This is a genomic window from Streptomyces sp. NPDC050546 (genome assembly GCF_044457425.1).
GTDB lineage: Bacteria > Actinomycetota > Actinomycetes > Streptomycetales > Streptomycetaceae > Streptomyces.
This window is the reverse complement of record NZ_JBITGX010000005.1, coordinates 294,127-307,262: the sequence shown is the minus strand read 5'-3', so window position 1 is coordinate 307,262 and position 13,136 is coordinate 294,127. Positions and strand designations below refer to the sequence as shown.

The 13,136-nt window shown below is 68.4% G+C and carries 12 protein-coding genes; 9 read left to right on the top strand and 3 right to left on the bottom strand.

Annotated elements, in window-relative coordinates; genetic code table 11:
* Positions 1-34 precede the first annotated feature (34 nt).
* Together ACIBK5_RS15175 and ACIBK5_RS15170 are read left to right on the top strand one after the other, a co-directional pair.
* Positions 35-1,660: an MFS transporter gene (locus ACIBK5_RS15175; RefSeq protein WP_399019687.1), complete on the top strand. Its 1,626-nt coding sequence runs from the start codon at positions 35-37 to the stop codon at positions 1,658-1,660.
* Positions 1,661-1,895: 235 nt separating this feature from the next.
* Positions 1,896-2,204 (top strand): small hydrophobic protein, encoded by a 309-nt coding sequence (locus ACIBK5_RS15170; protein WP_399019685.1) that lies wholly within the window; start codon positions 1,896-1,898, stop codon positions 2,202-2,204.
* A 67-nt stretch (positions 2,205-2,271) separates the two neighbouring features.
* Here the strand turns inward: ACIBK5_RS15170 and ACIBK5_RS15165 are convergent, their stop codons facing one another.
* Together ACIBK5_RS15165 and aceE are read right to left on the bottom strand one after the other, a co-directional pair.
* Positions 2,272-3,006, bottom strand: a complete 735-nt coding sequence (locus ACIBK5_RS15165; protein ID WP_399019683.1) for a potassium channel family protein — start codon at positions 3,004-3,006, stop codon at positions 2,272-2,274.
* An 83-nt stretch (positions 3,007-3,089) separates the two neighbouring features.
* Positions 3,090-5,837 (bottom strand): pyruvate dehydrogenase (acetyl-transferring), homodimeric type, encoded by a 2,748-nt coding sequence (gene aceE / locus ACIBK5_RS15160; RefSeq protein WP_399019681.1) that lies wholly within the window; start codon positions 5,835-5,837, stop codon positions 3,090-3,092.
* Between the two features lie 415 nt (positions 5,838-6,252).
* On the opposite strand from aceE, the gene ACIBK5_RS15155 reads away from it, so the two are divergent.
* The 6 genes from ACIBK5_RS15155 (at position 6,253) to ACIBK5_RS15130 (ending at position 10,808) form a co-directional block, all read left to right on the top strand.
* The gene (locus ACIBK5_RS15155) at positions 6,253-6,690 is read left to right on the top strand and encodes a DUF3052 domain-containing protein (protein ID WP_039932421.1); all 438 of its coding nucleotides are present in this window, start codon (positions 6,253-6,255) and stop codon (positions 6,688-6,690) included.
* Positions 6,691-6,798: 108 nt separating this feature from the next.
* Entirely contained in the window at positions 6,799-7,257 is a 459-nt protein-coding gene (locus tag ACIBK5_RS15150; RefSeq protein WP_399019679.1) for a peroxiredoxin, read from the top strand.
* 147 nt (positions 7,258-7,404) lie between these two features.
* A complete protein-coding gene (locus ACIBK5_RS15145; protein WP_184592174.1) occupies positions 7,405-7,980 on the top strand; it encodes a TerD family protein in 576 nt (191 codons plus the stop codon).
* A 112-nt stretch (positions 7,981-8,092) separates the two neighbouring features.
* Entirely contained in the window at positions 8,093-8,668 is a 576-nt protein-coding gene (locus ACIBK5_RS15140; RefSeq protein ID WP_399019676.1) for a TerD family protein, read from the top strand.
* 125 nt (positions 8,669-8,793) lie between these two features.
* Positions 8,794-9,939 (top strand): DUF475 domain-containing protein, encoded by a 1,146-nt coding sequence (locus ACIBK5_RS15135; protein ID WP_399019674.1) that lies wholly within the window; start codon positions 8,794-8,796, stop codon positions 9,937-9,939.
* 128 nt (positions 9,940-10,067) lie between these two features.
* Positions 10,068-10,808 (top strand): Tellurium resistance, encoded by a 741-nt coding sequence (locus tag ACIBK5_RS15130; protein WP_399019672.1) that lies wholly within the window; start codon positions 10,068-10,070, stop codon positions 10,806-10,808.
* A 39-nt stretch (positions 10,809-10,847) separates the two neighbouring features.
* Here the strand turns inward: ACIBK5_RS15130 and ACIBK5_RS15125 are convergent, their stop codons facing one another.
* Positions 10,848-11,735 carry a TerD family protein gene (locus tag ACIBK5_RS15125; RefSeq protein ID WP_399019670.1) on the bottom strand — a complete coding sequence of 296 codons (888 nt, stop codon included), beginning with the start codon at positions 11,733-11,735 and terminating at the stop codon, positions 10,848-10,850.
* A gap of 228 nt (positions 11,736-11,963) precedes the next feature.
* Between ACIBK5_RS15125 and ACIBK5_RS15120 the strand changes: the two genes are divergently transcribed.
* Positions 11,964-13,130 carry an HpcH/HpaI aldolase/citrate lyase family protein gene (locus tag ACIBK5_RS15120; protein ID WP_399019668.1) on the top strand — a complete coding sequence of 389 codons (1,167 nt, stop codon included), beginning with the start codon at positions 11,964-11,966 and terminating at the stop codon, positions 13,128-13,130.
* Positions 13,131-13,136: the final 6 nt, after the last annotated feature.

Below are 13,136 nucleotides of genomic sequence, written 5' to 3'. Positions count from 1 at the left end.
GTCAATTGTCAGTGGCTGTCATTAGCCTCGGCGCATGACTAGTCAGACCACCATCGACAAGACGGGGTCGGGGGGCAAGCCGCCGGCGGCGCCGTCGGACGCGACGCCGGGCAAGGGGCTGCGGGGACACCCCTGGCTCACCCTCATCACCGTCGCTGTGGGGGTCATGATGGTGGCCCTCGACGGCACCATCGTGGCCATAGCCAACCCGGCCATACAGAAGGACCTCGGCGCCACCTTCGCCGAGGTCCAGTGGATCACCAACGGATACTTCCTCGCCCTCGCGGTCTCCCTGATCACCGCGGGCAAGCTCGGCGACCGCTTCGGCCACCGGCAGACCTTCCTCATCGGCGTCGTCGGCTTCGCCGCCGCCTCGGGCGCGATCGGCCTGTCCGACAGCATCGCGTTCGTCGTCGTCTTCCGCGTCCTCCAGGGCCTGTTCGGCGCGCTGCTGATGCCGGCCGCGCTCGGCCTGCTGCGGGCCTCCTTCCCGGCCGAGAAGCTGAACATGGCGATCGGCATCTGGGGCATGGTCATCGGCGCGTCCACCGCGGGCGGCCCGATCCTCGGCGGTGTGCTCGTCGAGCACGTCAACTGGCAGTCGGTGTTCTTCATCAACGTGCCGGTCGGCGTCCTCGCCGTCGTCCTCGGTGTGGTGATCCTGCTCGACCACCGCGCCGAGAACGCCCCGCGCTCCTTCGACATCCTGGGCATCGCCCTGCTGTCGACGGCCGTGTTCTGCCTGGTGTGGGCGCTCATCAAGGCCCCGCCGTCCGAGTGGGGCTGGGGCGACGTCAAGACGCTGTCGTTCCTCGGTGCTTCCGTGCTGTGCTTCGTGCTCTTCGCCTTCTGGGAGACGAAGGTGAGGGAGCCGCTGATCCCGCTCGCGCTGTTCCGTTCGGTGGCCCTGTCCGCGGGTGTCGTGCTGATGGTCCTGATGGCCATCGCCTTCATGGGCGGCCTGTTCTTCGTGACGTTCTACCTCCAGAACGTGCACGGGATGAGCCCGATCGACGCGGGGCTGCACCTGCTGCCGCTCACCGGCATGATGATCGTCGGCTCGCCGCTCGCCGGCGCGATGATCACCAAGTTCGGTCCCCGTGTCCCGCTCGCCGGCGGTATGGCGTTCACCGCGATCGCCATGTACGGGATGTCGACCCTGGAGACGGACACCGGCAGCGGCGTCATGTCGCTCTGGTTCGCCATGCTGGGCTTCGGCCTCGCGCCGGTCATGGTCGGTGCCACGGAGGTCATCGTCGGCAACGCCCCGATGGAGCTCTCGGGCGTGGCGGGCGGTCTTCAGCAGGCCGCCATGCAGATCGGCGGCAGCCTCGGTACGGCCGTGCTGGGTGCGGTGATGGCCTCCAAGGTCAACAGCGACCTCGCGGGCAACTGGGAGAAGGCGGGGCTCCCTCCGCTGACGCCGGAGCAGGAACACCAGGCGTCCGAGGCGGTCCAGGTCGGTGTCCCGCCGCTGGCGCCGGGCACGCCGGACGCGATCGCCGCGAAGATCACGGGCGTCGCGCACGACACGTTCATCTCCGGCATGAGCGCGGCGTCCCTCGTGGCCGCCGGGGTCGCAGTGGTCGCGGTGCTGGTGGCGTTCCTCACCAAGCGCGGTGAGAACGCGGAGGCCGGCGCGGGAGCGGCGCACATCTGACGGCCCCTGACGGGGTGTTCGCCTATCAGGGTGAACAAGACCGCTGACCCCTCCCCTCCGGCGGGCATCGCAGGTCACAGTGGGTCAAGTCCTCCGCAGGGCATGGGGGACGGTCGCTGCGGCGCGCTGCCGGAGGGGGGCAGCGCGCAGGCAGCGGGTTTGAGCCTCGCAGCGTGGGAACTCGCCATGTCGTACCCGCACCAAACCCCAACCGACCGAGGGTTTACGGGAGTTGATGATGGCGAGCTTCGGACACGGTACGCGCAGGCACCCCCGCTCACGTGGCCGGACGTGGTCACGGGCCGGGACGGATCGCGCGACGCTCGGAATCATCGGAGTCATCTGCGCGGTCGCCGGATTCTTCGTGCTGGGGATCATCCTCGGCCCCGCGGCGATCGTCTGCGGCTGGCTCGCCATGGGCCGCACCTGGTCGGGCTCCCGCCCGGCCACGGCCGTGGTGGCACTGGTCCTGGGCGCCATCGACACGCTCCTGGCCATCATCTGGCTGTCAGGAGCGACCACACCGGGCATGGGCATGCTCTGACCCGGACGAAGTGAACAAGGGAAGGGCCCCTGGCGGTTCAGCCGGGGGCCCACCTTTGTGTTCCGTCCTAGTCCACCGGCGTCCCCTTGAGCGCCGCCAACTCCCCCCGCAGCGCCCGCACCTCCTCCGTCAGCTCCCGTATCGCCTCCGTCTGCCGCCGCTCCTCGACGTCGTCCTTCTCGAACCGCGCTATGAACCACGCCGCGATGTTCGCCGTCACCACACCCAGCAGCGCGATCCCGGAGAGCATCAACCCCACCGCCAGCATCCGCCCCAGACCGGTGGTCGGTGCGTGATCCCCGTACCCGACGGTCGTCATCGTCGTGAAGGACCACCACACCGCGTCACCCAGCGTCCTGATGTTCCCGTCCGGCGAGTCCCGCTCCACCGACAGCACCGCAAGGGACCCGAACATCAGCAACCCGACCACGGCCCCGCCGACATACGTGGTCAGCCGTATCTGCGAGGCCATCCGCGCCCGCTGCCCGACCAGCAGCAGCGTCGACACCAGCCGCAGCAACCGCAGCGGCTGAATCACCGGCAGCAACACCGCGCCCAGGTCGAGCCAGTGCGTCCGTACGAACCTCAGCCGCTGCTCCGCGAGCCCCAGCCGGATCACGTAGTCGAGCGCGAAGGCGCCCCACACCACCCACTCCACCGCGGTGCACAGCTCCACCACGTCCCGGCTCGCGTCCGGCCGGACGATCGGCACGGCGTAGGCGACGGCGAAGGCCAGGGCCAGTCCGAAGAGGGGCCGCTGAGTGTGCTGTTCCCAACGGAGTTGGGCCGACTGCTGCTGCATGGCCGCATCGTAGGAAACGTGAAGGGGTGGTGTGCCCACGGTGTGCCCGTGATGCGCACCACCCCTTGACAGGGTTCAGCGTGTTATGCGTCGCCGCCCGCGGCCCCCGGGTCGGCCGCCGCCACATCGAGCAGCTGGTACCGGTCGATGGCCTGCTTGAGCACCGACCGGTCGACCTTGCCCGTACGGGCCAGCTCGGTCAGCACCCCCACCACGATCGACTGCGCGTCGATGTGGAAGAAGCGGCGGGCCGCGCCACGGGTGTCGGCGAAGCCGAAGCCGTCCGCGCCCAGCGACTGGTACGTCTGCGGCACCCAGCGCGCGATCTGGTCCGGAACCGCTCGCATCCAGTCGGACACGGCCACGACCGGCCCCTGCGCGTCGGCCAGCTTCCGGGTCACATACGGCACCCGCTGCTCCTCCTCGGGGTGCAGCAGATTGTGCCGCTCGCAGTCCACGGCCTCGCGCCGCAGCTCGTTCCAGGAGGTCGCCGACCAGACGTCGGCCTTGACGTTCCACTCCTCGGCCAGGATCTTCTGCGCCTCGACCGCCCACGGCACCGCGACACCGGACGCCATGATCTGCGCCGGGATGGAGCCCTGCGTGCCCTCGCTGAAGCGGTAGACGCCCTTGAGGATGCCCTCGACGTCCACGTTCGCCGGCTCGGCCGGGTGCTGGATCGGCTCGTTGTAGACGGTCAGGTAGTAGAAGACGTCCTCGCCGTGCGGGTGCTCCTCGGAGCCGCCGTACATCCGGCGCAGGCCGTCCTGCACGATGTGGGCGATCTCGAAGCCGAACGCCGGGTCGTACGCCACACAGCCGGGGTTCGTGGAGGCCAGCAGCTGGGAGTGGCCGTCGGCGTGCTGGAGGCCCTCACCGGTCAGGGTCGTACGGCCCGCGGTCGCGCCCAGTACGAAACCGCGCGCCAGCTGGTCGGCCATCTGCCAGAACTGATCACCGGTGCGCTGGAAACCGAACATCGAGTAGAAGACATAGACCGGGATCAGCGGCTCGCCGTGCGTGGCGTAGGCCGAGCCGGCCGCGATCAGCGAGGCCGTGCAGCCCGCCTCCGAGATGCCGTCGTGCAGCATCTGGCCGTTCGGCGACTCCTTGTAGGCGAGCAGCAGATCGCGGTCGACGGACTCGTACTGCTGGCCGAGCGGGTTGTAGATCTTCGCACTCGGGAAGAACGAGTCCATTCCGAAGGTGCGGTACTCGTCCGGCGCGATCAGCACGAACCGCTTGCCGATCTCCTTGTCCCGCATGAGGTCCTTGAGGAGCCGGACAAAGGCCATCGTCGTCGCGATGGACTGCTGGCCCGAGCCCTTCTTCACGGTCGCGTACGTCTTGTCCTCGGGGAGAGCCAGGGGCTTGGACCGCACGACACGCGTCGGGACGTAACCGCCGAGTCCCTTGCGGCGGTCGTGCATGTACTGGATCTCCTCCGAGTCCCGGCCCGGGTGGTAGTACGGCGGAGCGCCGGACTCCAGCTCCCGGTCCGGGATCGGCAGGTGCAGGCGGTCGCGGAAGCGCTTGAGGTCGTCGACCGTGAGCTTCTTCATCTGGTGCGTGGCGTTGCGGCCCTCGAAGTTCGGGCCCAGCGTCCAGCCCTTGATCGTCTTGGCGAGGATCACCGTCGGCTGGCCCTTGTGCTCGGCCGCCGCCTTGTACGCCGCGAAGATCTTCTTATGGTCGTGACCGCCGCGCCCCAGGTGCAGGACCTGGTCGTCGGTCATGCCCTCGACCATCGCCCGCAGCCGGTGGTCGTCACCGAAGAAGTGGTCGCGGATGTACGCGCCGGTCTCCGTGGCGTACGTCTGGAACTGTCCGTCGGGCGTGGTGTTCATCTTGTTGACCAGCACGCCGTCGCGGTCCTGGGCGAGCAGCGGGTCCCAGCTGCGGTCCCAGACCAGCTTGATCACGTTCCAGCCGGCGCCGCGGAAGACCGACTCCAGCTCCTGGATGACCTTGCCGTTGCCGCGCACCGGGCCGTCGAGCCGCTGGAGGTTGCAGTTCACGACGAAGGTCAGGTTGTCCAGGCCCTCGCGGGCGGCGAGCGTGAGCTGGCCCAGCGACTCCGGCTCGTCCATCTCGCCGTCGCCGAGGAACGCCCACACGCGCGACTTGGAGGTGTCGGCGATCCCGCGCGCGTGCATGTAGCGGTTCATCCGCGCCTGGTAGATCGCGCCGATCGGGCCGAGGCCCATCGACACCGTCGGAAACTCCCAGAAGTCCGGCATCAGACGCGGGTGCGGGTACGACGACAGACCGTGGGGCGCCTTGGACTTCTCCTGGCGGAAGCCGTCCAGGTTCTCCTCGCTGAGCCGGTCCAGCATGAAGGCGCGGGCGTAGATGCCCGGCGAGGCGTGGCCCTGGAAGAAGACCTGGTCGCCGCCGTCGCCCTCGTCCTTGCCGCGGAAGAAGTGGTTGAAGCCGACGTCGTAGAGGGACGCGGAGGACGCGAACGTGGCGATGTGGCCGCCGACGCCGATACCGGGGCGCTGGGCCCTGGACACCATCACGGCCGCGTTCCAGCGGGTCGCGTTGAGGATCTTCCGCTCGATCTCCTCGTTGCCCGGGAAGAACGGCTCGCTCTTGGTCGGGATGGTGTTGACATAGTCCGTGCTGCGCATCTCCGGCACGGCCACGCGCTTCTCGCGGGCCCGCTCGATCAGCCGCAGCATCAGGTAGCGGGCACGCTCACGGCCCCGCTCGTCGACAGCGGCGTCGAGGGAGTCGAGCCACTCCTGCGTCTCTTCGGGGTCGAAGTCAGGAACCTGACTCGGAAGGCCGCCAATGATGATCGGGTTGCGATCGGATGCGGAAGCCACGCTGTTCCTTACCTGTCGGAGGGCCGTGCGGGGGCCGCTGCTTCGCTGGAGTCGCTGGGCGATGTCGCTGGGCTGCGCCGCCACCCATGGTCTACCTCGGGGCCGTAAACGTCATCTCTACCGAGCGGTAACCCGAGCGGGAGCTCGGCTCTGTGACGTATGGGGTGAATACATTCGAGTCTCGTACCCACAGACGATTCCCAAACGCCCAAACAGGGCAGAAAGGTGTGGTGTACGTCACCTCGGACCGTGATGGTGTGCCTGGAGTTGCGGTGACACGGCCAGGATCGTCACCGTTTCGGCGGTCTGAACGGCCGGGTACTTGCGCGATCCGCCCCGCCCGTGTGGACTACGGCCAATGCTTCGCGCACGCGCGTGGCTGAGACATTCCCAAAACATGATCAGGAGGCAACCCGTGAGCGCGACCGCGGACCACGCGGAGGAGCGGACGAACCCTGCCGCCAGGCTGGGGTTCCAGCCCGGGCAGGTGGTCCAGGAGATCGGCTACGACGACGACGTGGACCAGGAACTCCGCGAGGCCATCGAAGGCATTGTGGAGAGCGACCTGGTGGACGAGGACTACGACGACGTGGCCGACGCCGTTGTGCTGTGGTTCCGTGACGACGACGGCGACCTGACGGACTCGCTGGTCGATGCCACCACGTACATCGAAGAGGGCGGCGCGATCCTGCTCCTCACGCCGAAGACCGGCCGTTCGGGCTATGTGGAGCCGAGCGACATCTCGGAGGCCGCCACCACGGCGGGTCTGACGGCGTCCAAGAGCGTCAGCGTCGGAAAGGACTGGAGCGGCAGCCGGCTGGCCACGCCGAAGGCCGCCAAGTCCAAGCGTTAGTCGTTGGACGGGGCGGGCCGACAGCCGTCGGCCCGCCCATCGGCCTGCCCCGGTGCCTGCGTAGGGTGGTCCCCACCCGAGAAGCCGCACGAAGGGACACCCACCACGATGGCGATCCAGGCCGGCGAGAAGGCCCCCGACTTCGAGCTCAAGGACAACCACGGCGCGAGCGTGAAGCTGTCCGACTTCCGCGGCGAGAAGAACGTCGTGCTGCTCTTCTACCCCTTCGCCTTCACCGGTGTGTGCACCGGCGAGCTGTGCGAGCTGCGTGACAACCTGCCGCAGTTCTCCGACCGCGACACCCAGCTGCTCGCCGTCTCCAACGACTCCATCCACACCCTGCGCGTCTTCGCCGAGCAGGAGGGTCTGGAGTACCCGCTGCTGTCGGACTTCTGGCCGCACGGCAACGTCTCGCGGGCCTACGGCGTCTTCGACGAGGACAAGGGCTGCGCCGTACGCGGCACCTTCGTCATCGACAAGGAGGGCGTCGTGCGGTGGACCGTCGTCAACGGCCTGCCGGACGCGCGCGACCTGAACGACTACGTGAAGGCGCTCGACTCCCTGTGACGCCGGTCGGGCGTCATGTGCCCGACACCCGCCGAAATCCCGGCTTCAGGGCCTGGGTGGGGCGGGAACCCGTCACTAGGATCGACTCGTTGATCCGACATCCGAGCACAACGGGGCATCCTGCCCCAGAACACCAATGGAGGACTCGTGGGAGTCAGCCTCAGCAAGGGCGGCAACGTATCGCTTAGCAAGGAGGCGCCGGGCCTGACCGCGGTCATCATCGGTCTGGGGTGGGACATCCGCACCACGACCGGCACCGACTTCGACCTGGACGCCAGTGCGCTGCTGCTGAACAACTCCGGCAAGGTCGGCAACGACCAGCACTTCATCTTCTTCAACAACCTCAAGACCCCGGACGGCTCGGTCGAGCACACCGGCGACAACCTCACCGGTGAGGGCGAGGGCGACGACGAGCAGATCAAGGTCGACCTCGCCACCGTTCCGGCCGACGTGGAGAAGATCGTCTTCCCGGTCTCGATCTACGACGCCGAGACCCGCCAGCAGTCCTTCGGCCAGGTGCGCAACGCGTTCATCCGCGTCGTGAACCAGGCCGGCGGCACCGAGATCGCCCGGTACGACCTGAGCGAGGACGCCTCCACCGAGACCGCCATGGTCTTCGGTGAGCTGTACCGGCACGGCGCGGAGTGGAAGTTCCGCGCCATCGGCCAGGGCTACGCCTCGGGCCTGCGCGGCATCGCGCAGGACTTCGGCGTGAACGTCTGAGCCGCGACCGGCAGGCCCTGAGGGCCCAAGGTCACACCATCCGGCGCCGCACGGTTTACGTGCGGCGCCGGACGCGCAGGACCACCTGAGGAAGACCACAGGGGAGGGAATCATGGGCGTCACGCTCGCCAAGGGAGGCAATGTCTCCCTGTCCAAAGCCGCACCGGATCTCACGCAGGTGATGATCGGGCTCGGCTGGGACGCGCGCTCCACCACCGGAGCCCCCTTCGACCTCGACGCCAGCGCCCTGATGTGCAGTGGCGGGCGCGTGCTCGGGGACGAGTGGTTCGTGTTCTACAACCAGCTCAAGAGCCCGGACGGTTCGGTGGAGCACACCGGTGACAACCTCACCGGTGAGGGCGACGGCGACGACGAGTCGCTCCTGATCGACCTCTCCAAGGTGCCTCCGCAGTGCGACAAGATCGTGTTCCCCGTCTCCATCCACATGGCCGACGAGCGCGGCCAGACCTTCGGCCAGGTCAGCAACGCCTTCATCCGCGTCGTGAACCAGGCGGACGGCCAGGAGCTCGCCCGCTACGACCTGAGCGAGGACGCCTCCACGGAGACCGCGATGATCTTCGGTGAGGTCTATCGCTACCAGGGCGAATGGAAGTTCAGGGCGGTGGGGCAGGGGTACGCGTCGGGGCTGCGGGGGATCGCGCTGGACTTCGGAGTCAACGTCTCATAACGCGATATGAGCAAAATCCGGGGCCCGGTGGGGTATGGAGGGGGCCGGACTAGACTTCGGCTTCAAAAGTTCGTAAAGCCGGGTACGGCGCGGGGGAGCCCCGTACACACACGATTGGGTAGCCAGTGGTTCTGAAAACCTTCGGGTGGTCGTTCGCGGTCACCGCGCTCGGCCTGGTCGCGGCGGTTCTCTACGGAGGGTGGACCGCGTTCGGCGTCGTAGCGATCCTGTCCGTCCTCGAGATCTCGCTGTCCTTCGACAACGCGGTGGTCAACGCCGGGATCCTGAAGAAGATGAATGCCTTCTGGCAGAAGATCTTCCTCACTATCGGCATCCTGATCGCCGTCTTCGGTATGCGACTGGTCTTCCCCGTCGTGATCGTCGCGCTCAGCGCCCAGCTCGGGCCGATCGAGGCCGTCGACCTCGCTCTCACCGACAAGGACCAGTACCAGCAGTACGTCACCGACGCCCACCCGTCGATCGCCGCCTTCGGTGGCATGTTCCTGCTGATGATCTTCCTGGACTTCATCTTCGAGGACCGGGACATCAAGTGGCTCGGCTGGCTGGAGCGCCCGCTGGCCAAGCTGGGCAAGGTCGACATGCTGTCGGTCTGCATCGCCCTGATCGTCCTGCTGATCTCCTCGATCACCTTCGGCGCCAACGCCCACCAGCACGGCGGCACCCACGCCGACAAGGCGGAGACCGTCCTGCTCTCCGGTGTCGCGGGTCTGATCACCTACATGATCGTCGGCGGCCTCTCCGGCTACTTCGAGGACAAGCTCGAAGAGGAGGAGGAGCGCGAGCACGAGGCCGAGGAGAAGGCCGCCCGCGAGGGCAAGCCCAAGTCGGCGGTCAAGCTGGCCGGCAAGGCCGCGTTCTTCATGTTCCTCTACCTCGAGGTCCTGGACGCGTCCTTCTCCTTCGACGGCGTGATCGGCGCCTTCGCCATCACCAACGACATCGTCCTGATGGCCCTCGGCCTCGGCATCGGCGCCATGTACGTCCGGTCGCTCACGGTCTACCTGGTCCGCGAGGGCACCCTCGACGACTACGTCTACCTGGAGCACGGCGCGCACTACGCCATCGGCGCCCTCGCCATGGTCCTCCTCGTCACCATCCAGTACGAGATCAACGAGTTCATCACCGGCTCCATCGGCGTCGTCCTGATCGGCGCCTCGTTCTGGTCCTCCGTCCGCCGCAACCGCGCCATCGCGGCCGCCGAGGGAAAAGCCGGCTCGGACGAGAAGACTGAGGTCTCGTCCGGGGTGTGACACCCCTCCGGGTGAGGAACGCTCTGTGCGGGGCGGCTGCCGAGGCGAGTCCTCGGCGCCGCCCCGTCGGTCGTCAAGGCCGTGGGCAATGCGATGACCTGCGGTCTCCAAGTGAGGTGGGGGGCGGAATGGGCCTGTTCGACGGACTTCGGCGCGGGCGCGATGTGCAGTTCGACTCGGGCCACGCGGCGACGAACGCGATCGAGCTGACCAAGCGGCGCGCACAGATATCACTCACCAAGCAGGACGCGGCCAACGGCCATCTGCGCGTCAACCTGAGCTGGCGGATGCGCACGTCCGACATCGGCGGCCCGCAGCGCGAGAGCCTGCTGCGGCACCCCTTCCGGGCCCTCAAGCCACCGGAGGTCGTCGGCCACAGCCAGAGCATGGTCAACGTCGACCTCGACCTGGGCTGCCTCTACGAGCTCCAGGACGGCACCAAGGGCGTCGTCCAGCCCCTCGGCGGCTACTTCGGCGACGTCAACGCCCCGCCGTACGTCAAGCTCAGCGGCGACGACCGGTTCGGCTCCGGGTCCGGCGAGACGATGTACATCAACCTCGACCACCGCGAGAACATCAAGCGGCTCCTGGTCTTCGTCTACATCTACGACCAGACACCCGCCTTTGACCGCACCCACGCCAGCGTCACCCTCTACCCGAGCAGCGGTCCGCGCATCGAGATCCACCTCGACGAACGCCAGCCGCAGGCGCGCTCCTGCGCCGTCGTCATGATCGAGAAGATCAAGAACGACGAGATCATCGTGCGCCGCGAGGCGAAGTTCGTCTACGGGTTCCAGGCCGAGCTGGACCGCCTGTACGGGTGGGGCCTGCAGTGGGGCCGGGGCTACAAGACGAAGGTCGAGCGCTGAGGGCCCTGGCGGGTGCGGGCTGCCCGGTTCCGGGCCTGCTCAGCGTCCGATGAACTGCGGGCCCTGCGGGGGCAGGCGGAAGTCCGGGTCGGGGGCCGCGGTGAGCGGCGGCGGGTAGCCGTAGCCGCTCTGCGCCCCCGTGACGCCCGCCGCGGCCGGCGCCTGGGGGTAGCCGTAGGCGGGCTGGCTCGCGGGCTGCGGGTAGCCGTACGCCGGCTGGGTCGTCGCGGGCTGCTGGGGCGGATACCCGTACGCGGGCTGCGCGGGGACGGCGGTCGGCTGCTCCGGAGGCAGCGGCCGGGACACCTCGGGGGAGGGCGACTGCGTGGGACCGGCCGTGGTGGGGGGTGCGGGGACCGTCGTGGTCGGCTCCTCCACCGCCTCCGACTCGTCCACCGAGATGCCGTAGTCGGTCGCGAGCCCCTGCAACCCGTTCGAATAGCCCTCGCCCAGGGCCCGGAACTTCCAGCCTTCGCCGCGCCGGTACAGCTCGCCGCAGATCAGCGCGGTCTCCTCGCCCGTCTCCGGCTTGACGTCGAAGTACGCCAGCGCTTCCGCCTCGGTGCCCGCCGCGTCGTACAGCAGAATGCGCAGCGCCTGTACGCGGTCGAAGGAGACGCCGTCCGCCGAGGCGACCAGCAGAATCCGGCTGACTCCCGACTCGACACCGGTGAGCTCTGTCTGGATCGTGTCGGTCAGGCCCTCGGCGGCCCGCTTCTTGCCGAGCCGCCACACCTTCCCCGAGGGGTGCCGGGGCTGGTTGTAGAAGACGAAGTCCTCGTCGGAGCGCACACGACCGTCGGGGCCGAGGAGCAGCGCGGAGGCATCGACGTCCGGAACCCCCTGTCCGGGTGTCCAGCGCAGCACGGCGCGCACCGTGGTGGCTTCCAGCGGGACGTTCGACCCCTTCAGCATCGCGTGCGTCATGCGGTCATCCTGCCTTCTCGGTCCTGCTCACGACAACGCGGGGGCCGGGCGCCACGAGCGGCGCCGACGGCCGACGCGGACTACCGTCGTCATGGCCGGGCCTGGCTGTGCTTGCCCGCGTTACCTGAAATTCATGCCTGACGGGAACCTCTGACATGGACTTCTACGTACTATTACCGGCCACCTTTCGACGATTCGCAGGCCGCACGACAACCACGGGGGAGTTCCATGCGTCATTTCGGGCACATCGCGCCTGAGGTGCGGAAGCGTCTCTTCCACCGCGAGCCGTGTGTGTTCACGCCGGGCTCCCCGGCCCGGCTGCTCGCGGCGGCCCTGGGCGCCACGCTCTACAGTCCGGCCACCCGGCCCCGCCTCGCCGACGACGTCCTCAAGCAGGCCGGACGCGGCGTCGTCTCGATGGTGCTGTGCCTGGAGGACTCGATCGACGACGCGGACGTCGGCCCGGGCGAGGAGAACCTCGTCCGCCAGTTCGAGGCGCTCGCCGGTCTCCCGGACGCGGACCTGCCCCTGCTGTTCATCCGGGTCCGCGCCCCCGAGCAGATCCCCGACCTCGTACGACGGCTCGGCCCGTCCGCCCGGCTGCTCTCCGGATTCGTACTGCCGAAGTTCACCGAGGAGCGCGGCATCCCCTTCCTGGAGGCGATGGCGACCACCGAGGCCGAAAGCGGCCGTCGCCTTTTCGCCATGCCGGTGCTGGAGTCGCCGGAGCTGCTCTACCGCGAGTCCCGCGTCGAGACCCTGGAGGGCATCTCCCGGGCCGTCGACAAGTACCGCGACCGCGTGCTCGCCCTGCGCCTCGGCGTGACGGACTTCTGCTCCTCCTACGGGCTGCGCAGAGGCCCCGACATGACGGCGTACGACGTGCAGATCGTCGCCTCCGTGATCGCCGACGTGGTGAACATGCTGGGCCGCGCCGACGGGACCGGCTTCACCGTGACCGGGCCGGTGTGGGAGTACTTCCGCGTCCAGGAGCGCATGTTCAAGCCGCTGCTGCGGCAGAGCCCCTTCCTTGAGGTGCAGGCCGCGGAACTGCGCGAGAAGCTGATTGAGCACGCCATGGACGGCCTGCTCAGGGAGATCTCCCTGGACCACGCCAACGGCCTGCTGGGCAAGACCTGCATCCACCCCTCCCACGTGCTTCCGGTGCACGCCCTGTCGGTCGTCAGTCACGAGGAGTTCTCGGACGCCCAGGACATCCTGCGCCCCGAGCGCGGCGGCGGGGGTGTGCTTCGATCGGCGTACACGAACAAGATGAACGAGGTGAAGCCGCATCGGGCCTGGGCCGAGCGGACCCTGCTGCGCGCCGAGGTTTTCGGCGTGGCCAACGAGGACATCGGCTTCGTGGAACTGCTCGCCGCCGGCCTGCCCGGCTGAACGCAC

Excerpts from the sequence above, each read along its gene's own strand:
- ACIBK5_RS15165 (WP_399019683.1), bottom strand. The coding sequence starts at position 3,006 with ATGCAGCAGCAGTCGGCCCAACTCCGTTGGGAACAGCACACTCAGCGG.
- ACIBK5_RS15125 (WP_399019670.1), bottom strand. The coding sequence starts at position 11,735 with ATGACGCACGCGATGCTGAAGGGGTCGAACGTCCCGCTGGAAGCCACC.
- ACIBK5_RS15140 (WP_399019676.1), top strand. The coding sequence starts at position 8,093 with ATGGGCGTCACGCTCGCCAAGGGAGGCAATGTCTCCCTGTCCAAAGCC.
- ACIBK5_RS15130 (WP_399019672.1), top strand. The coding sequence starts at position 10,068 with ATGGGCCTGTTCGACGGACTTCGGCGCGGGCGCGATGTGCAGTTCGAC.
- ACIBK5_RS15175 (WP_399019687.1), top strand. The coding sequence starts at position 35 with ATGACTAGTCAGACCACCATCGACAAGACGGGGTCGGGGGGCAAGCCG.
- ACIBK5_RS15170 (WP_399019685.1), top strand. The coding sequence starts at position 1,896 with ATGATGGCGAGCTTCGGACACGGTACGCGCAGGCACCCCCGCTCACGT.
- ACIBK5_RS15120 (WP_399019668.1), top strand. The coding sequence starts at position 11,964 with ATGCGTCATTTCGGGCACATCGCGCCTGAGGTGCGGAAGCGTCTCTTC.
- ACIBK5_RS15150 (WP_399019679.1), top strand. The coding sequence starts at position 6,799 with ATGGCGATCCAGGCCGGCGAGAAGGCCCCCGACTTCGAGCTCAAGGAC.